At 69.8% G+C, this 21912-nt stretch carries 20 protein-coding genes; 9 read left to right on the top strand and 11 right to left on the bottom strand.

Annotated elements, in window-relative coordinates; translation table 11 throughout:
- The first annotated feature begins 23 nt into the window (after nt 1-23).
- Genes AVL48_RS34535 through AVL48_RS34545 form a run of 3 tightly spaced genes read left to right on the top strand, consistent with a single transcriptional unit; the run spans nt 24 to nt 2098 of the window.
- On the top strand, nt 24-683 hold the full coding sequence (locus AVL48_RS34535) for a HEAT repeat domain-containing protein (RefSeq protein WP_061987715.1): 660 nt from the start codon (nt 24-26) through the stop codon (nt 681-683).
- Nucleotides 684-692: 9 nt separating this feature from the next.
- Nucleotides 693-1706, top strand: coding sequence for a HEAT repeat domain-containing protein (locus tag AVL48_RS34540; protein ID WP_061987713.1), 1014 nt, complete (start codon nt 693-695; stop codon nt 1704-1706).
- A 56-nt stretch (nt 1707-1762) separates the two neighbouring features.
- Nucleotides 1763-2098: a cupin domain-containing protein gene (locus tag AVL48_RS34545; RefSeq protein WP_061987711.1), complete on the top strand. Its 336-nt coding sequence runs from the start codon at nt 1763-1765 to the stop codon at nt 2096-2098.
- A gap of 318 nt (nt 2099-2416) precedes the next feature.
- Here the strand turns inward: AVL48_RS34545 and AVL48_RS34555 are convergent, their stop codons facing one another.
- A complete protein-coding gene (locus tag AVL48_RS34555) occupies nt 2417-3175 on the bottom strand; it encodes a TetR family transcriptional regulator (protein ID WP_061987707.1) in 759 nt (252 codons plus the stop codon).
- A gap of 90 nt (nt 3176-3265) precedes the next feature.
- On the opposite strand from AVL48_RS34555, the gene AVL48_RS34560 reads away from it, so the two are divergent.
- Complete coding sequence (locus AVL48_RS34560) at nt 3266-3733, top strand: hypothetical protein (protein WP_061987705.1); 468 nt, start codon at nt 3266-3268, stop codon at nt 3731-3733.
- 9 nt (nt 3734-3742) lie between these two features.
- On the opposite strand, the gene AVL48_RS34565 is transcribed toward AVL48_RS34560, so the two are convergent.
- The gene (locus AVL48_RS34565; protein WP_061987703.1) at nt 3743-3982 is read right to left on the bottom strand and encodes a hypothetical protein; all 240 of its coding nucleotides are present in this window, start codon (nt 3980-3982) and stop codon (nt 3743-3745) included.
- A 330-nt stretch (nt 3983-4312) separates the two neighbouring features.
- Between AVL48_RS34565 and AVL48_RS34570 the strand changes: the two genes are divergently transcribed.
- The gene (locus AVL48_RS34570) at nt 4313-5437 is read left to right on the top strand and encodes a S1 family peptidase (RefSeq protein WP_061987701.1); all 1125 of its coding nucleotides are present in this window, start codon (nt 4313-4315) and stop codon (nt 5435-5437) included.
- 42 nt (nt 5438-5479) lie between these two features.
- Here the strand turns inward: AVL48_RS34570 and AVL48_RS34575 are convergent, their stop codons facing one another.
- Nucleotides 5480-6289: a helix-turn-helix domain-containing GNAT family N-acetyltransferase gene (locus tag AVL48_RS34575; RefSeq protein ID WP_061987699.1), complete on the bottom strand. Its 810-nt coding sequence runs from the start codon at nt 6287-6289 to the stop codon at nt 5480-5482.
- A gap of 104 nt (nt 6290-6393) precedes the next feature.
- Between AVL48_RS34575 and AVL48_RS34580 the strand changes: the two genes are divergently transcribed.
- Nucleotides 6394-7722, top strand: a complete 1329-nt coding sequence (locus AVL48_RS34580) for an FAD-dependent oxidoreductase (RefSeq protein WP_061987697.1) — start codon at nt 6394-6396, stop codon at nt 7720-7722.
- Nucleotides 7723-7870: 148 nt separating this feature from the next.
- On the opposite strand, the gene AVL48_RS34585 is transcribed toward AVL48_RS34580, so the two are convergent.
- The 6 genes from AVL48_RS34585 to AVL48_RS34610 form a co-directional block, all read right to left on the bottom strand.
- A complete protein-coding gene (locus AVL48_RS34585; RefSeq protein WP_061987695.1) occupies nt 7871-9271 on the bottom strand; it encodes a tryptophanase in 1401 nt (466 codons plus the stop codon).
- Nucleotides 9264-10436 (bottom strand): cation:proton antiporter, encoded by a 1173-nt coding sequence (locus tag AVL48_RS34590; protein WP_061987693.1) that lies wholly within the window; start codon nt 10434-10436, stop codon nt 9264-9266. The genes AVL48_RS34585 and AVL48_RS34590 overlap by 8 nt, the downstream gene beginning before the upstream one ends.
- Nucleotides 10429-11793, bottom strand: coding sequence for a tryptophan 7-halogenase (locus AVL48_RS34595; protein ID WP_061987691.1), 1365 nt, complete (start codon nt 11791-11793; stop codon nt 10429-10431). Before AVL48_RS34595 ends, AVL48_RS34590 begins: the two co-directional genes overlap by 8 nt.
- The gene (locus AVL48_RS34600) at nt 11775-13541 is read right to left on the bottom strand and encodes an amino acid adenylation domain-containing protein (protein WP_061987688.1); all 1767 of its coding nucleotides are present in this window, start codon (nt 13539-13541) and stop codon (nt 11775-11777) included. Before AVL48_RS34600 ends, AVL48_RS34595 begins: the two co-directional genes overlap by 19 nt.
- The gene (locus tag AVL48_RS34605; RefSeq protein ID WP_244162336.1) at nt 13538-14257 is read right to left on the bottom strand and encodes a thioesterase II family protein; all 720 of its coding nucleotides are present in this window, start codon (nt 14255-14257) and stop codon (nt 13538-13540) included. The genes AVL48_RS34600 and AVL48_RS34605 overlap by 4 nt, the downstream gene beginning before the upstream one ends.
- 448 nt (nt 14258-14705) lie before the next feature.
- Nucleotides 14706-15908 (bottom strand): GDSL-type esterase/lipase family protein, encoded by a 1203-nt coding sequence (locus tag AVL48_RS34610; RefSeq protein ID WP_082857867.1) that lies wholly within the window; start codon nt 15906-15908, stop codon nt 14706-14708.
- On the opposite strand from AVL48_RS34610, the gene AVL48_RS34615 reads away from it, so the two are divergent.
- Nucleotides 15897-16262 carry a hypothetical protein gene (locus AVL48_RS34615; RefSeq protein WP_244162335.1) on the top strand — a complete coding sequence of 122 codons (366 nt, stop codon included), beginning with the start codon at nt 15897-15899 and terminating at the stop codon, nt 16260-16262. The genes AVL48_RS34610 and AVL48_RS34615 overlap by 12 nt on opposite strands.
- A 59-nt stretch (nt 16263-16321) precedes the next feature.
- Nucleotides 16322-16834, top strand: coding sequence for a MarR family winged helix-turn-helix transcriptional regulator (locus tag AVL48_RS34620; protein ID WP_061987684.1), 513 nt, complete (start codon nt 16322-16324; stop codon nt 16832-16834).
- Between the two features lie 37 nt (nt 16835-16871).
- Here AVL48_RS34620 and AVL48_RS34625 read toward each other — a convergent pair whose 3' ends face one another.
- Complete coding sequence (locus AVL48_RS34625) at nt 16872-20303, bottom strand: indolepyruvate ferredoxin oxidoreductase family protein (RefSeq protein WP_061987682.1); 3432 nt, start codon at nt 20301-20303, stop codon at nt 16872-16874.
- Between the two features lie 162 nt (nt 20304-20465).
- On the opposite strand from AVL48_RS34625, the gene AVL48_RS34630 reads away from it, so the two are divergent.
- Nucleotides 20466-20936: an Lrp/AsnC family transcriptional regulator gene (locus AVL48_RS34630; protein WP_061987679.1), complete on the top strand. Its 471-nt coding sequence runs from the start codon at nt 20466-20468 to the stop codon at nt 20934-20936.
- A gap of 4 nt (nt 20937-20940) precedes the next feature.
- Here the strand turns inward: AVL48_RS34630 and AVL48_RS34635 are convergent, their stop codons facing one another.
- Nucleotides 20941-21876: a helix-turn-helix transcriptional regulator gene (locus AVL48_RS34635; RefSeq protein ID WP_061987678.1), complete on the bottom strand. Its 936-nt coding sequence runs from the start codon at nt 21874-21876 to the stop codon at nt 20941-20943.
- Nucleotides 21877-21912 lie beyond the last annotated feature (36 nt).

The raw sequence follows: 21912 nt of genomic DNA on the forward strand, positions 1-21912 counted from the left end.
AACGTCTTCACTGGGCGCAGGAGGTGGTCAAGATCAACACGACATCCAAGACCCCACAGGACACTCGGCTGCTCGACGCGCTGAGCGCGGACGACTCGTCGACGCGGCTCAAGGCCGCGCTCGCGGCGGGCACGCACCCGGACCCTGGCTTCGCCGACGTCCTACTGGCACGGTGCGCGATCGAGCCCGACTTCTTCGTGCGGGACATGCTCACCTGGGCGTTGACCCGTCTTCCGCAGGAGGTCACGGTGCCCGAACTCCGCGCGGAACTGCGTTCCGAGCTCGCTCAGGCCCGAAGCCAGGCTTTGCACACGCTGTCCAAGATCGGGGACAAGGCCGTGTGGCCCGCGATCACGCGGTCCTTGCTGCACGACGCCGACGACGAGGTGGCCCGAAGCGCATGGCGTGCCGCTGTCGTCCTCGTCCCCGCCGGGGAGCGGGAAGGCCTGGCCGTCGAACTGGCGACGGAGTTCGGGCGCGGCGACCGTACTGTGAGACTGAGCCTCAGCCGGGCGCTCACCGCGCTCGGAGACGTGATCGAGCCTGTCCTGCGCAAGGGACTGGCGAGTGAGGACCCGGCGGTCAGTGCGCACGCCCGTGCCACGGAGCGGCTTCTCCGCGACCCGGACGCCGGTTTCGACGAGGCGAAACGGATCGTCGCGCTCGGCACGGAAGGGCAGTGAGGAAGCAGCATGCTGATCGGCGAGGTGGCGCGCCGCTCGGGGGTGAGTGCCCGGATGCTCAGGCATTACGACACCCTCGGGCTGGCGCGGCCGACAGGTCGCACCGTCGGCGGCTATCGCGAGTACTCCGCCGAGGACATCCGCCGGATCTTCCACGTGGAATGCCTGCGCTCCCTCGGCATGTCGCTCAGCGAGATCGGACGCGCGCTGGAGGATCCCGCGTTCGCACCGTCCACCCTGGTCGGCGACCTCATCCGAAGGACCGAGGACAGGCTGAAGCGAGAGCAGGAGCTGCTTGAGCGGCTCCGCTCGGTCGACGCCTCGGCGCCTTTCGACTGGCAGGACGTCTTGCGGATCGTCCAACTCCTGCACGGGCTCAACTCCCCCGACGCCGCACGCCGTCAACAGGCCGTCCTCGCCCCGGCCGAGGACGTGCCGGTTCCCACCGAGCTACTCGCCGGGGCGGTCCTCGCCGAATCCGATCCAAACGTCGCCGGCGCCCTGAGGTGGGCCCTCGCCCGAGCGGGCGCGGACGGTCTGGCGAGCTTGGCTTCCGGCGCGCGTTCGGAGAACGTCGACATCCGGCGGCGCGCGATCCTGGCGATCGCCGACCTGCCCGACGCCGAGACGACCCAAGTGCTCACGGACGCGCTCGAGGACCCGGACACGACGGTCCGCAAGCACGCCGCTCTGGCGCTGGGCAAACGTGGCTTGACCTCGGCCATCCCGACGCTCGTCCGCATGGTGGTCGAGGGCTCCAACGACGTCGAGGCGGCCGAGGTCCTGGGGACACTGTCGGCGGATCCGGACCGCGCGGACCGGATCATGAGCGCGCTCGTCGACGCACTCGCCGCACCCGGCGCGGAGCCTGCCGCGCGGATGCGTCTCACTCAAGCACTCGCCGAGATGCCGGCGAACGTCGCGCGGGAAGTCTTGCGAGGGCTGGCTCACGACGATGATCAGTCGGTCGCCCGGCTCGCCTCGGCACTCGCGGCGGTGCTCGCCGAGCGCTCCGACGGGTGACTCTCAGGCGTGCCGATGATCTGCGACCGCGTCGGGCGGCCACTACGCTGGACCTCATGAACGACCGTCCCGAAGTCGCGGACGTCGAGGTCCTGGCCGCCGAGCTGCTCCTGAAGGCTCGCGAACACCACTCCCGGCGTGCCGCCAAAACCCTCGTGGCGGGCGTCGCCCAGCGAGTCACCCTTATCGCGCTCACCGAAGGTGCCGAGCTGGCGGAGCACGACTCGCCCCCGGCCGCCACGCTGCAGGTCGTCACCGGACGGGTTCGCTTGAGCACCCACGACCATGACCGGTTCCTCGACCGCGGTCAGCTCACCGCCGTCCCGCCCGAGCGGCACAGTCTGACCGCTTTTCTCGACAGCGCCGTCCTGCTCACCGTCGCGCTCCGCTGAGCAGTGGAACACCCGCGAACGACGGACGCCGATTGAAACCGGGGCAAGCCGGGTACTTCACTGATCATGTGGATGGCGCTGCTGACACCGATGCTGATCATGGCCTTCGCCTTGGCCATGGAACGCGTGGAATCGACCGTGCCGAAGGCACTGCGCGCCACCCGCGGCGCACGTGACGACCAACGCCCGCAGCGCCGGACTCGGACTCACCCGGCCACGCGCGACTCCGGGACCGGCTGGACCGCTATCTCCCGGCGGGCTCCCGCGAAGCCGGTTCATCGCCTTGGAAGTGTTCCGGCCGCACAATGACACTCAGTGTCAGATTGGGTGGGCGGTCGTGCCGTCGCCCCGGCGCAGCGCCGCGCTGACCTGCGCGATCACCTCCGGCAAGGGTGCCGACGAGCTCATCACGGCGACCACCGTCCCGGCTCGGCCGCCCGCCGACGGATGGGTGGTCCGGAACGCGTCGATGACCAGCGCGAACGCTTCGGCGGCGCCGGCCTCGATGTCCTCCTCGCCACCACTGCGCAACCACCGGCGGAGCACGTGGTTGTTTGCCGCCGCGATCGCCGCCGCGGCGACGGCCGCGCGCAACGCCGCCATCGTGTCGCCTTGCTCCTCGAATCGCCGCTGCAGGTAGCGCGCGAGAACGCGCTGGTAGCGGTCGACGGTCGCGACTTCCTTGTCCCGCAACGACGGCACGGTCCGGGTCAGCGTGAAGCGCTTGAGTGAGCCGTCGAGGTCGGCGGCATAGGAATCGAGGACCAGGCTGACCGCGGCACAGGCCACCTCCACCGGGTCACGCGAGGGATCGGCCGCGGCGAAGGCCTCTTCCATCTCCGCGACGATCTCGTCGTGGTTCGCGAAGAGCACGTCGTCCTTGGCGTCGAAGTACCGGAAGAACGTGCGGCGGCCGATCCCGGCGGCGGCGGCGATCTCGTCGATGGTGGTGGCCTCGTAGCCGTGCGCCACGAACAGGTCCACGGCCGCGGAGGCCAGCGAGCGACGCAGCCGCCGCCGTCCGGCGGGGGTCGCCCCGACCCGGGCGACCGGCGTGCGACGCGACGAATCGGTCATGGCCGGAACCGTAACAGTCCGGCTTGCTAGTGACACTCAGTGCCGTTAAGCTGGGGAACACCCCACTCCGCCGAGCTGAAGGCGTCGACGATGACCCTCGACCAGCAGGTACAGCCCACCGAATCCACATCGCGGGACGCGACCGCCGAAAACTTCGACGCCTATTACGGCAAGCTCTTCGGCTGGTCGGTGAAATGGCTGGGCTCCCGACCGTTCCTGGCCTTGGAGAACGGGATCTGCGCCGCGACGCTCCCCAAGCTCAGCGCCGGACCGGTCCTCGACCGCCTCGCCGTCACCGGCTGCGACGGGCCCGCTTTCGTCGTCCCGTCACGACAGGGGCGACGCGTGGCCATACTCGCGGAGACCGACGGCCTCATCCCCCCTCGCTCCGCGTTGCCGAGAGACGTCGAGGTGCTCGCGGGGGGCGCGCTGCTCCCCCTGCCGATGGGGAACCGGCGAGTCGACTCCTCGCCGGAATGGGTGACGGCGCCCGACCCGCGACAGCGGTGGCTTCCCAGTCTGAGCGCCGTCCTCGCCGGTATCCACGCCTGCCGGTGAACCGAGGCTTCAGGCGCTGACTTCGTACGACATCCCGGTCACAGCCCGTACGCGCCGCGACACACTGCCTGCCTGAACCGGAGCGGTGAACACGCTGCGCGGCGGAGCGGGCCTTTCGTCGTCGGGCTGGTCGAGGGCATCGAGCCCGTCGTGCCAGCGCGCCCAATGCGGGGCGCACAGCCCCAGCCAGAACTCCGCGTCCTCGCAGTTCAGGCGGCGGCAAAGGTTTCTGCGGTCAACGATCGTCATCACCAACGAACCCTCCTCCCCCCATCACCGCCATACGGTACCGCGAACCCCGATCTCGTTGCCGCATCAGGGCGGACGAGCCGAAGGTTGTCGCCACGGTCGCCGCGAAGCCAGTGAAAAACTTTCTTCCCCTTGGCAGGCAAGGGATCCATCAGGAAACAAGTCCTGCCGCGCGATCGGCGCGTCGCCGCGTGGACCCTCGTGACGCCTTTTCGTTGCCGCAGTCGGAATTTCGGACAGAAGACCGGACAATTCTCGACTCGCTCCGCATCCGGGCCGCACACTCGGCGAGCAGTGTGTTTCTTTCCCCCGACCTTGAAGGAGTCCTCCATGCGTCGAAGAATCGCCCTGGCACTCGGTGGCACCGCCGTCCTGACCGCGAGCCTCACGGCCGCCGCCCTCGCTCCCACCGCACTGGCGTCCCCTGGGCTGATCGCCGCCATGCAGCGGGATCTGGGGCTCACCGCCGCACAGGCGGAAACCCGGCTCGCCCAGGAAATGACCGCCACGCGCGTCATGCCGGCCGCGCGGGACGCCGCGGGCGCGGCCTTCGGCGGCGCCTGGTTCGACCCGGCGCGCGGCAAGCTCGTCGTCGGGGTGACCGACCCCGCGGCCGTTTCCGCCGTACGGAAAGCCGGTGCGGAACCGGCCGCTGTCGCGGTCAGCGCGGCCGAACTCGACGCCGCCAAGGCCGAGATCGACTCGTCGGTCAAGACAAAACCCGCTCCCACCGCAGTCAACGGCTGGCGCGCCGATGTGCGGACTGGCACCGTCGTGGTCTCCGTACGCCCCGGCGCGCACGGTGCCGAATTCGACGATTTCCTCGCCAGGGCAAGGAAATCCGGACCGGTCACCGTGGTCACCGCACCGGCGCCCACCCCGTTCGCGGCAGGCACCGTCGGCGGGGATCCCTACTACATCAACGGGAACACCCGCTGCTCGATCGGATTTTCCGTCCGAGGTGGCTTCGTCAGCGCCGGCCACTGCGGCGGCGTCGGCAGCTCGGTCGTGGACTGGGACGGCTCCGCGATGGGCAGCTTCGCCGGTTCTTCGTTCCCCGGCAACGACTACTCGTTCATCCGGATCGGCAACGGCTGGTGGACCGCGCCGGTCGTGCTCGGCTGGGGCACGGTGAGCGACGCGCTCGTACGAGGATCTTGGGTCGCGCCGGTCGGCACTTCGGTGTGCCGTTCGGGTTCGACAACGCACTGGCACTGCGGCACCGTGCTGGGGCACAACGAGACCGTCAACTACGCGCAGGGCGCCGTCCACCAGATGACCCGCACGAACGTCTGCGCGGAACCCGGGGACTCCGGGGGCTCCTTCATCACCGGTGACCAGGCTCAGGGAGTCACCTCGGGCGGCTGGGGAAACTGCGCATCCGGCGGGGAAACCTGGTTCCAGCCGGTGAACGAGATCCTGCAGACCTACGGCCTCTCGCTCGTCACCGCGTAAAGCGCCGGGTCCCGCCGCCACGGGACCTGGTCCACGCCGGAGCTAGTCGACCGGGCTGCGGCGTTCGAGGAAGACGGCGTCGTGCCAGACGCCATCCCGTCGCGCGACGCGTTCGCGGATGCCGACGGTGCGGTAGCCCGCACTTCGGTGCAGGGCGATCCCGGCGCGATCGTCGGTGAAGACCGAAGTCTGAAGTGTCCAGAGCCCGGCGGCGTCGGCTTCGGTGACCTGTTTGAACAGCAAGGCTTTCCCCACCCCTCGGCCGCGGTGCTTTTCGCCGACGTACACCGACGTCTCGGCGACGCCCCGAAAGCACTCGCCTGCCGAGACCGGAATGGCGGCGGTCCAGCCGGCGACCTCGCCATCGAGTTCGGCTACCCAGCGATGTCCCTCCCCGTCGAGCGCTTCGCGCACGGGAACCTCGACCTTGTCGCCGTAGAGCCGGTGGACCGAGTCCCGGTCGTCGTCGTCAAGGGCGCGAATGGTGACGTCGGACGGCAGGTTGTCCGGGCAGCAAGGACGCGGCGCGAGGAGACCCATGACCGCGTCGGCGGCGTGCGGGAGTCCGCTGCAGCAGGCCTGGTTGATCGTCACGACCGTGGCCGTGCCCTCTTTGCGCAGGTGCAGGAAGCCGACCTCCGCCAGTTTCCGGACGTGGTGGGAACAGGTGGACTGGCTGGTCCCGAGGATCTCGGTCAGCGCGCCGACGGTCAGGCCCCGGGGCGAGGTCGCGACGGCGTGCAGGAGTTTGACCCGCGTCGGTTCGGCGAGGCAGGCGAACCACCCCGCGTAGGTGGCGGCTTCGCGCTCGGGCAGGAGCCCGGCGAGGGGGACGGGCACAACCGTGGTCATACCGTCCAGTATCGACCAGAATCGATGGTTGCGTCAATCGATTCCGATCGATACAGTCTCTCGAGTCGGCTTAATCGAAGTGGATCGATGAAAGGTGCCTGGGGATGAACGAGCTGCCTGTCGTGGTGATCGGGGCCGGCCCGGTGGGGCTCGCGGCGGCCGCCGAACTGGTGGAGCGCGGCCTTGAACCGCTGGTACTGGAACGAGGCGCACGGGCAGGCGCGGACGTGGCGGAGTGGAATCACGTGCGGCTGTTCTCGCCGTGGTCGGAACTCGTCGCCCCCGCGGCCGGGCGGTTGCTGGAGAAGACCGGCTGGGCACGGACCGCCGGTGAGGCATATCCGACGGGCTCGGAGTGGGCCGGGCGGTATCTGCGGCCACTGGCCGAGGCGCTCGCCGACCGGGTGCGGTTCGGCGCCGAGGTGAGCGGAGTGGCGCGCCGCGGGCGGGACAGGGTCGTCGACAGCGGCCGCGACGACGAGCCGTTCACGGTGCACGTTCGCTCCGCGGGCGGCTCCGAGGAGCGGATCGTCGCCCGGGCGGTGATCGACGCGTCCGGCACCTGGTCGACCCCGAATCCGCTGGGCGGCGAAGGGCTCCCGGCGGTGGGAGAACATGCCGCCGCGGATCGGATCGTCTACCGGGTCCCGAATCTGGGCGACGAGGCGGTGCGGGCGCGCTACACGGGCAAGCACGTGGTGGTCGCGGGAAGCGGCCATTCGGCGTTGACCGCGCTGGTGGCCCTGTCCGGACTGGCGAACGACACCACGCGGATCACCTGGGTCCTGCGGCGCGGCGCGGTGGGCAACACCTTCGGCGGCGGCGAGGCCGACCAGCTCCCCGCGCGCGGCGCGCTCGGGCTGCGCGCCAAGGAGTCCGTGGACTCCGGGCGGATCAGGGTGGTGACCGGGTTCCGCACCGAGGCGGTCGAACGCGACGGCGACGGACCGCTGTCCCTGATCTCGTCCGCCGGGCAGCGGATCGAGCGGGTGGACGAGGTCGTGGCCCTGGCCGGGTTCCGTCCCGACCTGACCTGGCTCTCCGAGATCCGCCTGGGCTTGGACGCGACCCTGCAGGCGCCGGTCGCGCTCGCGCCGCTGATCGACCCGAACGTGCACTCGTGCGGCACCGTGTACCCGCACGGCGCGAAGGAACTCGCCCATCCGGAAAAGGACTTCTATCTGGCCGGGATGAAGAGTTACGGCCGGGCGCCGACATTCCTGGCCATGACCGGATACGAACAGGTCCGCAGCATCGCCGCCCAGCTCGCCGGAGACCACGAGGCCGCCGCCCGCGTCGAACTGCGCATGACCGAGACCGGGGTCTGCGGCGGTTCGGGCCTGTTCGACGAACCGGCCGAAGCGGCGACGAGCAGCGGCTGTTGCGCGACACCGCAGTCGGAGGCACTGACGCTGTCCTCGCCTGCCCGGTGAAGTAAGGGTTATCGAGGGCGCGCGCCCGGTCCGTGAAGGCCTCCTTGCCTACCCTGAAGGTAGGGAAGGAGCCCTTCACTACCGGCCGATGTGGGACGGTGTGATGTCGGGCTGCGGCTCCCCTTGTCCGGCCTCGGTTCCACCCCGGTCAGCTGCCGTAGATGCTCGTGCCCTCGGTAGGCGCGAAGCGGGCTTGAAAGAACCGGAGGTGGGGTGGTTCGTAGGTGAACGTGAGACCGCGCGTGATGCGGTCACGTCGCCGGTGGACACGGATGACGGTGTCGGCGACATGGTCGATGTGGCTTTGGGTGTAGACGCGCCGGGGAAGGGCGAGCCGGAGGAATTCCAGTGAGGGGTAACGGTTCTCGCCGGTGGCCGGGTCGCGTCCGGCCGATACGGTGCCGCGTTCGACGCCGCGGACCCCGCCCTCGAGGTAGACGGCGGCAGCGAGGGTTTGGCCGGGCAGAGCGGTGCGGGGCAGGTGGGCGAGGACGGCGGTGGCGTCGATACAGACGCAGTGGCCGCCGATGGGGTGCACGATCGGGACCCCGGCGGTGTCGAGCCGGTGGCCGAGATATTCGACCTGGGCGATGCGCGCTCGGATGTGTTGTTCGGTGACGGATTCGGCGATGCCCTGTGCGATGGCTTCCATGTCGCGTCCCGCCATGCCGCCGTAGGTGTGGAGGCCTTCGTAGAGCAGGACCAGTCCGCGTGCTTGTTCGGCGAGGTCGCGGTCCCGCAACGCGATCCAGCCACCGATGTTGGCCAGGCAGTCCTTTTTGGCCGACATGACGGCGCCGTCGGTCGGGGCGCAGAGGGCGAGCAGGATGTCCGCGATCGAGCGGTGTGCCCAGCCGGGCTCTCGCTGTTTGACGAACCAGGCGTTTTCGACGGCGCGGGCGGTGTCGAGGAAGACGGGTATCCCGCTCGCGTGGGCGAGGTCGCAGGTCTCGGTGAGGTTGGCGATGCTGATGGGCTGGCCACCGGCCATGTTCACCGTCGCGGCGAGCGAGACGTACGGGATGGCGGCCGCGCCGTGTTCGGTGATGACGGCCCGTAGCTTGGCGAGGTCGACGTTGCCCTTGAAGGGGTGTTCGCCATCCGCGTCGTGTGCTTCGTCGACGATGACGTCGTGGAAGGTGGCGCCGTTGAGTTCCTGATGGGCGCGGGTACTCGGGAAGTACATGTTGCCGGGAATGTGGGTGCCCGGGCGGATGAGGCAGCGGGAAAGGATGTTCTCGCCGCCGCGCCCTTGGTGGACGGGAATGACGTGTTCGTAGCCGTAGTGCGTACGGACGGCTTGTTCGAAGACGTAGAAGCTCTGGGCACCGGCGTAGGCTTCGTCGCCGCGCATGAGGGCCGACCACTGCCTGTCGGACATGGCGTTGGTCCCGGAGTCGGTGAACAGGTCGATGTAGACGTCTTCGGAACGGAGCAGGCAAGGATTCCAGCCGGCGGACCGGAGTGCCCGTTCACGATGGTCACGGGTGCGGGCGTGGATCGATTCGACCATCTTGATCCGCCACGGTTCCGCTGGGTGGTCAGGCATCTCGGGTCACCTTGTCTCGTTCGAGCTGGTTGAGGATGGGGCCGGTCATGGCGGTCGTGACGAGGGCCATGATGACCATCGCGGTGTAGAACGCGCTGTCGATGACGCCGAGACCGAGCCCGATGCCGAGGAAGACGAGTTCGGTGACGCCGCGCGTGTTCATCAGGGTCGCGAAGACCGCGGCCGGACGGGGTGGCTGTCCGGCGAGACGGGCACCGAGGTACGCGCCGCCGCCTTTCGCGACGACCGCGACCGCGATGACGGCGAGGATTTCGGTGGCCAGGGTGCCGTCGAGGTCACCGAGATCGACCTTCCGTCCGATGAGGACGAAGTACAACGGCACCAGCAGGGACGCGGCCGGCGCGATCAGGGCGGTGGGGTCGTGCCGGGACTGGGACCGGCCGACGGCCGCGCCGACGAGGAAGGCCCCGATCGCCGCGTGCAGGCCGATCGCGTCGGTCACCGCGGCCCCCGCGCAGGCGACGGCGACCATGGCCACGGCCGCCGTCGGCCCGGACAGGCGCGTCGTCGCCTGCCCGAACCACGGCCGCGAGAGGAGCAGCAGGCTCAGCACGAACGGAACAGCGACCAGGAGCGGCCAGACCCGCGCTCCACTGTGCACCGACGCGGTGACGAAGGCGAGCGCCGTCCACGCAGTGACGTCGGAGAGCGCGGCGGCGGTGAGCGCGCACCGGCCGAGGGAGTCGTCCGGCATCCGTCGTTCGGCCAGGATCCGCGCCAGGACGGGAAAGGCGGTCACCGCCAGCGCCGGCGCGGTGAACAGGACGAACGGCGTGACCCCGGCCGGGGCGTGACCGTCGGCGAGCAGAAGTGCCAGCAGCGCGCCGAGTACCAGCGGGACGACGGTCGCGCCGAGCGCGGGGACGAACGCCGTCTTGATCCGCGTCGCCGTCATCGACGGCGCGAGGCGGGCGCCGACACCGAACAGGAACAGGGCCAGGCCCAGCTGGGCGAGGGCGTCCAGGGTGGTGTCGACACCGCCGGGCAGACCGGGTCCGGATCGCAGGGCGACGCCGACGGCGAGGCCGCAGACGATCTCCCCGAGGACGGCCGGTTGCCCGAGCTTGGTGAAGACCCAGCCGAAGCACCGGGCCAGGCTCAGCAGTACGGCGAGCGCCGCGAGCAGCAGGGTGAGGTCAGGCATCGGGCACCCGCCACCGCCTGCCGTCCGCGGTGGGGACGAGTCCACCGGGGAACATCGGTGGCTCATCGCCCGCGGCACCGCCGAGCAACCCGCGCAACTGCAGTTGCACTCCTTCGGCGAGTACATTGCCGAACATCCCGCGGGAGAAGTCCTGTGAGGACACTCCCCCGACGAGGTCGGCGAAAGCTTCGTCAGCGGCTCCGTGACTGCTGATGAGTCGCCGCGCCTGCCGAAAATAGTCGTCTTCGCCGGTGTCCAGTTCGTAGAAGGTGAGGAGGAAGTCCCGGAACAGCGAGAATTCCCGGCGGTAACGGGCTTCGAATTCGGTGAAGCAGCGGCTCTCCTCGCCGAGACCGGCCAAGGTGGTGTTGATCGACCGGGCGGCCAGTAGCGCGCTGTAGGTCGCCAAGTGCACCCCCGAGGAGAACACCGGATCGATGAAGCACGCGGCGTCCCCGACGAGCACCATTCCCGGGCACCACAAGACGGTCCGGTCGTAGGAGTAGTCCTTTCGCACCCGGAGCCGGTCGTAAGGCGGTTCGGTCGCGCGGTGCGCGTCGCGGAGGAATTCGGCGATGAGTGGGCAATCATCGATCAGCGAGGCGTAAGCCACGTCGGGATCGCCCTGCACCCTGGTCGCCGATTCCTGTTTGACCACGGCTCCGACGCTGGTCAAGGTGTCCGAAAGCGGGATGTACCAGAACCAGCCGTCGGCGAACGACACGCACAGGATGTTCCCGGCGTGGGGCGCGGGCATCCGATGGCCGCCCTCGAAGTACCCGAACAGCGCCAGGTTCCGGAAATGCGGCGAATACTCGCGGGCGCCGCCGACATCGTGATGGAGCCTGCTGCCGTGCCCCGAGGCGTCCACGACGAAGCGGGCCGTCGCCAGCCGCTCACGTCCGGTGTCGTCGGCGTAGCGGACGCCGGTGATCCGATCGCCTTCCCGGATCGTGCCGAGTGCCCGGTGTCCTTGCCGGACTTCGGCACCGAGACGGCGCGCGCCGTCGAGTAACACCAGGTCGAACCGGCTGCGCTCGACCTGATACGCGTAGGACGTGGGCCCCGCCATCCGCTCGGAAGCGGCGAAGGAGAAGGTCCACGGTTCGGCGCTGGTACCCCATTTGAAGGTGCCGCCGCCTTTGCGGACGAAACCCGCCCGCTCGATCTCCTCGCGCACACCGAGCAGGGCGCAGATCCCGTGGATCGTGGCGGGCAGCAGGGATTCCCCGATCTGGTAGCGCGGGAAGACGTCCTTGTCCACCAGCAGCACCCGGTGCCCTTCCGCGGCGGTGAGCCCGGCGACGGTGGAGCCGCCCGGTCCGCCGCCCACCACGATCACGTCGTAGTCGTCCATGTCGACGCTCCTTTCGCAAGGGTAGGGACGAGTTCGGCGAGCCGGGCGACCGTGCGGCGCAGCAACACGTCCCGCAGCGAACACGGCACCCCTCGCGCCCGCAGCCGGGCGGCGAGCGCCGCGGCGGAAAGGCTGTGACCACCGAGGGCGAAGAAGTCGCTGTCCGCGTCGACCGCCGGAATCCCGAGCTGGACACGGAACGCGGCGGCGACGAGCGCCTGCTCGGGGGTCAGCACGCTCGCGCTCGGTGCCGGGACGAATGGCGCCAGTGCGGTCCGGTCGATCTTCCCGTTCGGCCCCAGCGGCATCGCCTCGACCGGGATCACGGCGGCGGGCAGCAGATAGGTCGGCAACACCGCCCGCAGCCGTTCCCGCACCTCGGCGAGGGAGCTCGTGCCGAGGACGACGTAGGCGACCAGCCGTGGTTCGGCGCCTTCGGCCCGGACCACGGCCTGCCGGACACCGGGCAGCCCGAGCAGCGCGTGCTCCGTCTCCCCCGGTTCGACCCGATGCCCACGGATTTTGACCTGGTCGTCCAGCCTGCCCAGCCATTCCAGCCGACCGTCCACCGCGAGCCGGCACCGGTCGCCCGTCCGGTATCGGCGCTCTCCCGCGGTGACGAACCGGTCCGCGGTCAGCTCCGGCGAGCCGAGGTAGCCGAGGGCCAGACAAGAACCGCTGATCAGCAGCTCGCCGGGCTCGCCGATCGGCACCGGCCGCAGGTCCTCGTCGACGACCCGGGCGGCGGTGTTGCCGATGGGACGCCCGATCGACGGCGTCGCGCGCTCGTCGAGCCGGCAGGCCGTGGTGAACACCGTGCACTCGGTCGGCCCGTAGAGGTTCACCGCGGTGACGTCCGGGGCTTCGCGCAGCTGGGACCAGAGTTCTTGGCCGATGGCCTCTCCACCCATCAGCAGCAGCCGTGGGCGACTCCGGCCGTCGAGCAGTCCGGCCGCCAGCAGTGCCGACATCTGCGCGGGTACCGCTTCCACGACCGACAGCCGGTGCTCCCGCACGAAGTCCACATAGGACTCGGGATCCATCCGGGCGGAATCGGGAACCAGATGCAGCTCGTGCCCGCCCGCCAGCCACGACAGCGGATTCCAGGACGCGTCGAAGGACAGCGGCAAACCGTGCGCCACCCGTTGAGGGCCGCGGCTCGCGGGGAAGAACCGATCGGCGAGTTCGCCGTACAGATTGACCAGGCTCCGATGGCCGACCATCACGCCTTTCGGCGCGCCCGTCGAACCGGAGGTATAGATGATGTACGCCGGACCCGCGGCGCCTCTGGGCAGCCGATGCCCGTCTCGACGGGCGAGTTCCGCCTCCCAGTCCTCGTCGGACAGCACCACGTCCGCCCGCGACGCGAGGCTCGCGGCGTCCGTCAGCACCACGGCGGGCCGGGCGTCACCGAGGATCGCGTCCACTCTGGCGACGGGCGAAACGGGATCGATCGGCAGCTGGACCGCCCCCGTCTTCGCTGTCGCCAGCACTCCCAGTACCGCGCGCACGGACCGCGTCATCCCGCAGGCCACCACCGAACCCGGCACCGCACCCGCGTCGCGCAGTACACGGGCGAGCCTGTCGCTCCAGACGTCGAGCTCCCGGAATGTCCAGGAGGTCTCGCCGGTGACCAGGCATCGGCGGGACGGCGTCCGCCGCGCTTGGCGCTCGAACAGGTCGCACCAGGTCCCTTGAGGAAGCCGTCGTGTCCCGCCGTCCACGATGGACAGCGATGGATCACTCATCGCATGACTCCTTGCCGAGCCGTGGCCTCGTGGACCAAGGTCCAGAACCCGGCTTCGCGGCCCGGGGTGAGCACCCCGAGATGGCCCCCTGGCACGACGCGGCACTCGAACCGCCCGGACGTCCAGGCCCGCCACGCCCGGAGCGCGTCGTCGCCCCCGGCGAAGGCCAGGTCGTCTTCGCCACGGACCGCGAGGATCGGGCAGGTCAGCGGCGCGTCGGCGGTGGCGGCATAAGCCCTGGTCAGTCGCAGATCGGTGTAGAGGAGATCCAGCACGTAGTCCCGGTACTCGGCCGGACGGGTCAGGGCGATCCGCTCGATCAGCCGTTCCACCTCGGACGCGCCGCTCCCCCGCGCTCGCCGGTGCGGCGCGCACACACCCACGACGACCAGCGCCGCCGGCGCCGGATGTCCTCGAAGGCAGACCCGGCGGGCCACTTCGAAGGCGACGAACGCGCCCATGCTGAACCCGATCAGCACGATCCGCGAAAGGCCGTCCGCCCCGAACCGATCGAGGGCTTCTCCGGCGATCTCCTCCGCCAGCTCCTCGATCGACCCGGCGGGCGGCAGGGCGAGACACTCGCCGCGCCCCGGATATTCCGCACCCCACACTTCGGAACCGGACGAGGCGCGAGCGAGCCCGCGGAGCCCGAGCACCGTTCCCCCGGCAGGCGGAAAGCACAGATATTCGTAGCCGAAGCCGACTTCTGTGTCCATTGTAGACATACGTATGAGGGCAGTATTCATCGCCGGGTTCTCCCGAACTGGTCCATCGACGGAAACACTTGGGTGCCACGCACTCAGGTGTCCACTGTGGACGAAGAGGTATTCGCCGCCATGCCGGCGAGCGATTTTTCACGATGTCGCGCCATCCCGGTGAAGACCCGGGCTCGGCGCCGATGACGCGCCTTGACGAAAGCCGGCCACGCCGGACTCGTCTCGCCCGCACCTTTGGGTGATTCCGCGACCGCGTCGACCGCGGGAAAGGTGCGAGACTCCTTCCTGCTCTTCCGTTACGCACTAACCGTCAGAGGTGTTAGTCCGAAAGATACGACGACGTTAGCCCGTCAGGGGTAACAGTTTGATGGCGGGCGCAAACCGGCTGCAAGAGGCGACAATGCCGCCCTCTCGCTCCCTCACACGGGCTACCTCAGGCGTGGCTCCGCTACCCGGCGAGGCGGTGGTCACCGGCCGGCGCGAGCGCGGCGGGCCGGGGCAGACCGAACACCGACAGGTCGATCGACTCACCGAGCACGCGGTCACCCGCGGCGTTGGGGTGGTAGCAGTCGTTCCGCCAGGCCTGACGGATCACCGTCGGATCGGCGGGATCGCGCAGCACGGCGTCGAAGTCCAACACCGCGTCGAATGTCCCGGACGTACGGATCCAGTCGTTGACCGCGAGCCTGGCCTGTTCCTTCGCACCGCCCGCCGCGTTGCACATCGGCAGGATCGTGGCGCCGATCATCTTCACCCCGGCCGCGTGCACCCTCGCCGCGATGGTCCGCATGGCGTCGATGGTCTGAGCCGCGGGCGCGGGCGGCGCGTGGTCGCCGCCGCCCAGGTCGTTGGTGCCTTCCAAGAGCAGTACGTGGCTCACGCCGGGCAGCGAAAGCACGTCACGGTCGAGCCGCGACGGGGCGGGCGGACCGCAGCACTGAGTGGTCGGGTCGTACGGGTTCGGCTGGACGCTGACCGTGTTCCCGCTGATGCCGGCGTTGGCGACCGAGAGCCGCCGACCCGGCGGCAGTTGCCCGATCCGCGCCGCCAGTACGTCGGTCCAGCGCGGACCGCCACCGAAGGCGTTGTAGCCGTCGGTGATCGAATCGCCGAGCGCCACGATGGTGCCGCGCGCGGCGGAGACGGCGCTGACGGCGTCCACCCACCACAGGTTGCCGGGCGAGAAGGCGCCGTACGCGGTCCCCGACTCGTCCGATCCGGCGTCACCGGGCCCGGCGGACAGGAACGAACCGGGGGTGTCGCTCTCCGGCGGCGGGAAGGTGTGGTCGTTGATCGGCGACCCCGGCGCGTACACACTCACCGCGACGTGGTCGCCGGACCGCACGGTCAGGGGCAGCGGGTCACTCCAGACGGTGCCGCCCGGCGGCACCGTCACCGTCCGCTTGAACCCGAACGTGGCACGGCGGTTCGAACCGGGCACCAGCACGGGCGAATGCGTCGCGGGCTGCACGCCGACCCACGCCGACCGCACGACCAGCGGGGTGCCGCCGAACGGGTTGCCCAGCCGGATACGCAGTGCCGCCCCGTTCGCCGTGACGGTGAGGACGTTGCGGACCGTGACGTCTGGAGCCGTGCCGTGAACTCCCTGGAGGGAGGATTCGGTCAGTTCGCCGGGCGGATGGAACGCCATCTGGCTTCGTTCGGCAGCGCCGCCGAGGCGGCCGTGGAATCCGTGGTGTTCGCCGTGCGAACGGTGCCCGACGAGCCCTATCTCGGCCTGCTCCTGGAGGCGGGCGAGACCGACTTCTTCACCGTCGAAGTCGCCTCCGCCCCGGCTTTCGCCCTCGGCGCGCGGATCCTTCGCAACGTGCCGGTCGACTGGACCGCCGTCGGGGTCACCACCGACGAGGAACTCCAGGGCCTCGCCGAGATCCTGATGCGGCTCTTCCTGTCCTTTCTGCGCTATCCCTCGGCGGCGACGCTCGACGACGACGAGCTGCGGAAACTCGTCCGCCGGTGGATCGGACCGGCGCTGGGCGGATGAAAGCGAGCTGCCCCGCGTCCGGGTTGCGGGGTCGACGCCGTACCGGTTATGCATGAGTCATGCAAGCAAGGACGGCGAATCTGCTGGGCGCGGCGGCACTGGCCGTGTCCGACCGGGTGCTGGCGGATGCGCACCGGAAGGTCGGGGTCAGCGCCAGCGGCGCGGCGGCTCTCGTGGTGGCGTCGGCCGCCTCTGGGTTGAGTGTGTCCGAGCTGGGCCGCCGAGTAGGACTGAGTCAATCGGCCGCGGCCCGCATGGTCGACTCACTGGAACGGAGCGGGTTGCTCGAACGGCGCCCCCGCCAAGGCCGTGAGGTAGCCGTCGAACTCACCCCGGTGGGACGGCAGGCGGCGAACACCCTGTTGGAGGCGCGCGGCGCGGGACTGACCGGCCTGATCGAGGAGCTCAGCGCACGGGAGCAGGAGCAGTTCGCCGATCTGCTGGGCAAACTGCTGACCCGCCTCTACGCCGATGTAGGCAACGCCGATCTGTTGTGCCGGTTGTGCGACAGGGCGAGTTGCACTGATGGCGCGGTGTGTCCGGTCGGGCAAGCGGAGCGGTCTCGTGAGTGATGCCGCGCGACGCCGGGCCGACGCACAAGCCCACCCCTCACCTTGGGCTGTACTGCCGAGAAAGAAGCGCCGCCTGTTCCCGGCGATAGGCCTCGACGTTCGCCAGTTTGACGTCCTCGTAGCCGCGGATCAGGTCGGGCAGTTCGGCGAGGGCGAGAAGCCGGTCCCGATCGAGGTCCTCGGCGCTGAACGCGGCGAGGATCGTCTCCCGGTACTGGCCGACGAGCTCCCGCTCGACCTTCCGGACCTTGGCCTTGCCGAACGGGTCCCAGCGCGTGCCGCGCACCTTCCTGGCGGCGCGCAGCGCGACGAACAACGGGCGGAAGCCCGGCCCGAGCGCGATCTTCCGTTTCATTCCCAGCGCGCGGAGAACCGGCGGGTGCAGGCGGTAGGCGTAGCGGCTGCCGACGCCGAACTCCGCTTCGATCCCCGCGAGCACGGCCGGATCGAGGGAAAGCCGCGCGACCTCGTACTCGTCCTTGTAGGCCATCAGTTTGTGCAGATTGCGGGCCACCGCTTCGGTGACCGCGGTCGAGTCCCCTTCCAGGACCCGGACGCGCTCGACGAACTGGGCGTACTCCCGCGCGTAGCGAACATCTTGGTACCGAACGAGTTCCGGGACGCGGATGTCCAGCAGGCGAGCGAGTTCCGAGCCCGGCTCGGCGTGTACGAGCGCGCGGGCGCGAAGAGCCGCCGCCGACGGAGCGGGGGTCGCGACGACGGCGGGAGGGGTGACGGCCTCGTGCAGGGCATCGGGGTCGGCGACGAGCTGCCGCCCTCGCCGGAACGCCTGGAGGTTGCCCGCGACGGCGACCCCGTTGAGCTCGATCGCGCGTTCCAGGCTGGCCGCGGCCAGCGGGATGGCGCCGGTCTGCTGCGCCGCGCCGAGCTGGAGGATGTTGGCGAACTGGTCGTCGTCGAACAAGGTCTCCGCCAGCGCCCTGGCGTCGAGTGCCACGGTGCGCGCCGCGTTCTCCGAGATCGCGCCGCGGACGGCGGCGGCGTCGGGGAAGGACACGGTGGTGTCGACGACCATCTTGCCGGTCGGCACCTCGGTCGTGGAGACCACGGCGGTGGTGCGGCCGGGATCGGCCACCGCGAGATGCGCCGGGTCGGCACCGACGAGGACGTCGCAAGCCAGGTAGAGGTCGCACTCGCCGGCCGCGAGCTTCGGGGCCTGTGACGTCGGCTCGGCGGTGATCTTCAGATCCGAGACGACGGCGCCGCCCTTCTGCGCGAGCCCGGTCTGGTCCAGGGTCCGGACCTGCCTGCCTTCGAGTACGGCGGCGGTGGCGAGGATCTGCGCGACGGTGACCACGCCGGTCCCGCCGACGCCGGTGATCCGCACGGAGAAGTCGGTGCCCGCGGTCTCAGGCTCCGGCAGGTCCGCCGCGGCGATCTCGCCCGCCTGCCGCCGCTGTTTCCGCCCGGTGGGCACCACGGTCATGAACGAGGGACAGTCTCCCGCCAGGCACGAATAGTCCACATTGCACGAAGACTGGTGGATCGCGGTCTTGCGGCCGAACTCGGTGGTGACCGGCTGCACCGACAGGCAGTTCGACTTCTCTCCGCAGTCGCCGCACCCTTCGCACACCCGCTCGTTGATGACGACCTTGGCGGCCGGGGTGTCCAGTTTGCCGCGACGGCGTTTGCGGCGTTTCTCCGCGGCGCATTCCTGATCGTGGATGAGCACGGTCACCCCGGGCACCCCGGCCAGTTCCTCTTGGGTGCTCAGCAATTCGTCACGATGCCGGACTTCGACGCCGTCTGGCAGGCGGACACCGCGGAAACGCTTCGGTTCGTCGCTGGTGATGACCACCTTGGCGACGCCTTCGACCAGCAGCAGCGACGCCAGCCGCTCCACCGGTAGCCCGCCGACGGCGTCCTGTCCGCCGGTCATCGCGACGGTCGCGTTGTAAAGGATCTTGTAGGTGATGTTGACCCCGGCGGCGACCGCGGCCCGCACCGCGAGGCTGCCGGAATGGGTGAACGTGCCGTCGCCGATGTTCTGCACGAAATGCGAGGCTTCGACGAACGGCTCCATCCCGAGCCATTGCGCGCCTTCGCCGCCCATCTGGGTCAGACCGACTACGTCCCCGACCTGTTCCGGTTCCATGAACAACGCCATGGCGTGACAGCCGATGCCGCCGCCCACCACGGTTCCCTCGGGCACCTTGGTCGACGAGTTGTGCGGGCAGCCGGAGCAGAAGTACGGCGTGCGGGTCAGCAGTGGCACCGAGATACGCTCACGACGCCGCCGTGACCGCCACGCGGTCACCGACGGGATCTCGTGGTGCTCGCTCAGCCGCCCGGCCAGGGCCCTGGCGATGGCGTCCGGGTCGAGTTCGCCGAGCTCGGTGCACAGAGTGCGGCCGTCCGGACCGGTCTTGCCGTGGACGGCGGGGGCTCCGGCGGTGCCGTAGAGCACGTCCTTGATCGCCGCTTCGACGAAGGAACGCTTCTCCTCCACCACGACGATCTCGCTCAGGCCGTCGGCGAACTCGCGGATGATCGACGGTTCGAGCGGATGGATGACGCCGAGTTTGAGGATCCGGATGCCGTGCCGGGACAACGCCTCGGCGTCCAGGCCGAGCAGCAGCAAGGCCTGCATGAGGTCCAAATAGGACTTTCCGGCGGTGACGATGCCGACGCGGTCCGCCGGCCCCCGCGCGACGATCCGGTTGATCCCGCTCGCCCGCACGTATTCGACGGCCAACGGCAGGCGTTCGGTGTAGAGGCTGCGTTCCAGCGCCATCAGCGTGGTGCCGAGCAGCCGGGAGCTGGGCTTGTGCCGGTACGCGGGCAGAGCCAGCTCCGGTGGTGTCCACAGTGGCCGGACCTGGGCGGTGCTCGCGGCGTCGGCGACGTTCGCCACGAGTTTCATCGACGACCACAGGCCGCTCGCCCTGGACAGTTCGACCGCGTGCAGGCCGAAGTCCAGCACGTCCTGCGAATCGGCGGGGAAGAACACCGGCATGGACAGGTCCGCCAGCGCGAGTTCGGAGGCACAGGGCACCGAGGAGGACTTGGCGTTCGGATCGTCGCCGACCAGCGCCACCGCGCCGCCCGCCGGGTCGGTGCCCGCGAGGTTGGCGTGCCGCAGGGCGTCCGTCGCCCGGTCCAGACCGGGTGCCTTGCCGTACCAGAACCCGGTGACGCCGCCTGCCGAGGAACCGACCGACGCGGTGAGCTGGCTGCCCATCACCGCCGTCGCGGCGAGTTCCTCGTTCAGGCCGGGCCGGTGTACGACGTTGTGCTTCTCGAGCAGAACGGACCGGCGGCCGAGTTCGAGGTCGTAGCCCGCCAGCGGCGAACCTTCGTAGCCGGAGACGAACACCGCGGGGGACGCCCCGGTGGCGCGATCGTGCCGGACGCGGTCGAACAGCATCCTGACCAGCGCTTGGACCCCGCTGAGGTAGACGGTGCCGTCTTCGACCAGATACCGGTCCTCCAACGTGAACTGCTCCACCAGACCTGCCTCCTTCGGCGCCCCCGCGCGATTTCAGGACAGGACACCGGACGTCGGCGGCCTGCCGCAACAAGGCGCAGCCTATTGCCTCTTCACACGCAAAATATCCGGGCCATACCCAGCGATGGGCGATATCCGTTGCGTCTGCGTACCATCCTGTCCATGGTGGACCAGCTCATCGACGAGACCGATCGCGAAATCCTCGAACTGCTGCGGGAGGACGCCCGGCGCACCCTCGGCGACATCGGGGCCAGGGTGACGCTGTCCACCGCGGCGGTCAAACGCCGGATCGACCGCATGCAGGAGAACGGCGTCATCGTCGGTTACACCGTCCAGATCGACCACGCCAAACTCGGCTGGGGCATCGAGGCGTTCACCGAACTGCGGTTCACCGGGACCACCAAGGTCGGCGAGATCGTCCGCACGACCACCCGGATGCCGGAGGCACAGGCCGTGTTCACCATCGCAGGTGATCCCGACGCGCTCGTCTGGCTGCGGGTCCGCGACATGGGCCATCTTCAGCACACCATCGACGAGATCAGGCGGCATCACCAGGTCACGGGCACGAAGACCCTCATGGTGCTGGACTCGTGGACCCGCGGGCAGCAGTGGCCACACACCGACGACGTCTGAAGCCTCAGCGCGCGCTCCCCCGAAGCAGGCGCTGACCGGTTCTCGCGAGGTACTCGCCGAACTCCGCCGGCTCCTCCACCGTGAAGTCGATGTCGGTGAGGGTCAGCACGACGGCCAGCCACTCGAAGGAGTCGACGTACGCGACATACCGGCAGCTCTGGTCGCCGAGTTCCTCGAAACTGCCGTCGATCCGGTGGAGGCGGGCCGCCGCCTCACCCGCGCTGACCCGCAGGGTCAAGGTGATCCGGAGCGATTTCGGGCTGTGGAACCGCTCTTGGAGATGACCGGCGACGTCATCGACGGGGAGGGCGCGGGGCTCGAACACCACCTCGGTCGTCTTCGGCGCGGTGAGCCGGTCGAGGCGGAAGTTCCGCCAATCCCGCCTGTCGAGGTCCCACGCGTAGAGGTACCACCGCCTGCCGAGCTGGACGAGACGCATCGGCTCGACCCTCCGGGACGACGGCCCGTCCTTCGCGGTGTACTCGAACTCGAGACACCGGCGAGCCGCGATCGCCGCCGCGAGGACGTTCAGGACGTCGGGGGCGACCCGCGGTTGTTCACCGCCGCCGAACTCGACGGAGGCGAGCATTTCGTCGGTCCGCCGTCGCAGGGCCGCCGGGAGGACACGCCGGAGTTTCGCGGCGGCGCGGTCCGCTGACTCTGCGGTGAGGTCGATGCCGGTCCCGCCCGCCGCGGCGAGGCGCAGGCCGAGCACGGTGGCGATCGCCTCGTCGTGTTCCAGCATGAGCGGCGGCAGCGCGGCGCCCGCGACGAGCCGGTAATTGCCTCCCGGACCACGGGTGCTCTCCACGGGATACCCCAGGCCGCGGAGGTGGTCGATGTCCCGGCGAAGGGTGCGCGGCGGGACTTCCATGGCCGACGCGAGTTCGGCGGCGGGCCACTGGCGACCGGTCTGCAGAAGCGACAGCAGCCGCAGCATTCGTTCCCGTGGTGCTGTCAGGGCGCCTCCCACCTG

This window comes from Amycolatopsis regifaucium, assembly GCF_001613935.1.
GTDB lineage: Bacteria > Actinomycetota > Actinomycetes > Mycobacteriales > Pseudonocardiaceae > Amycolatopsis > Amycolatopsis regifaucium.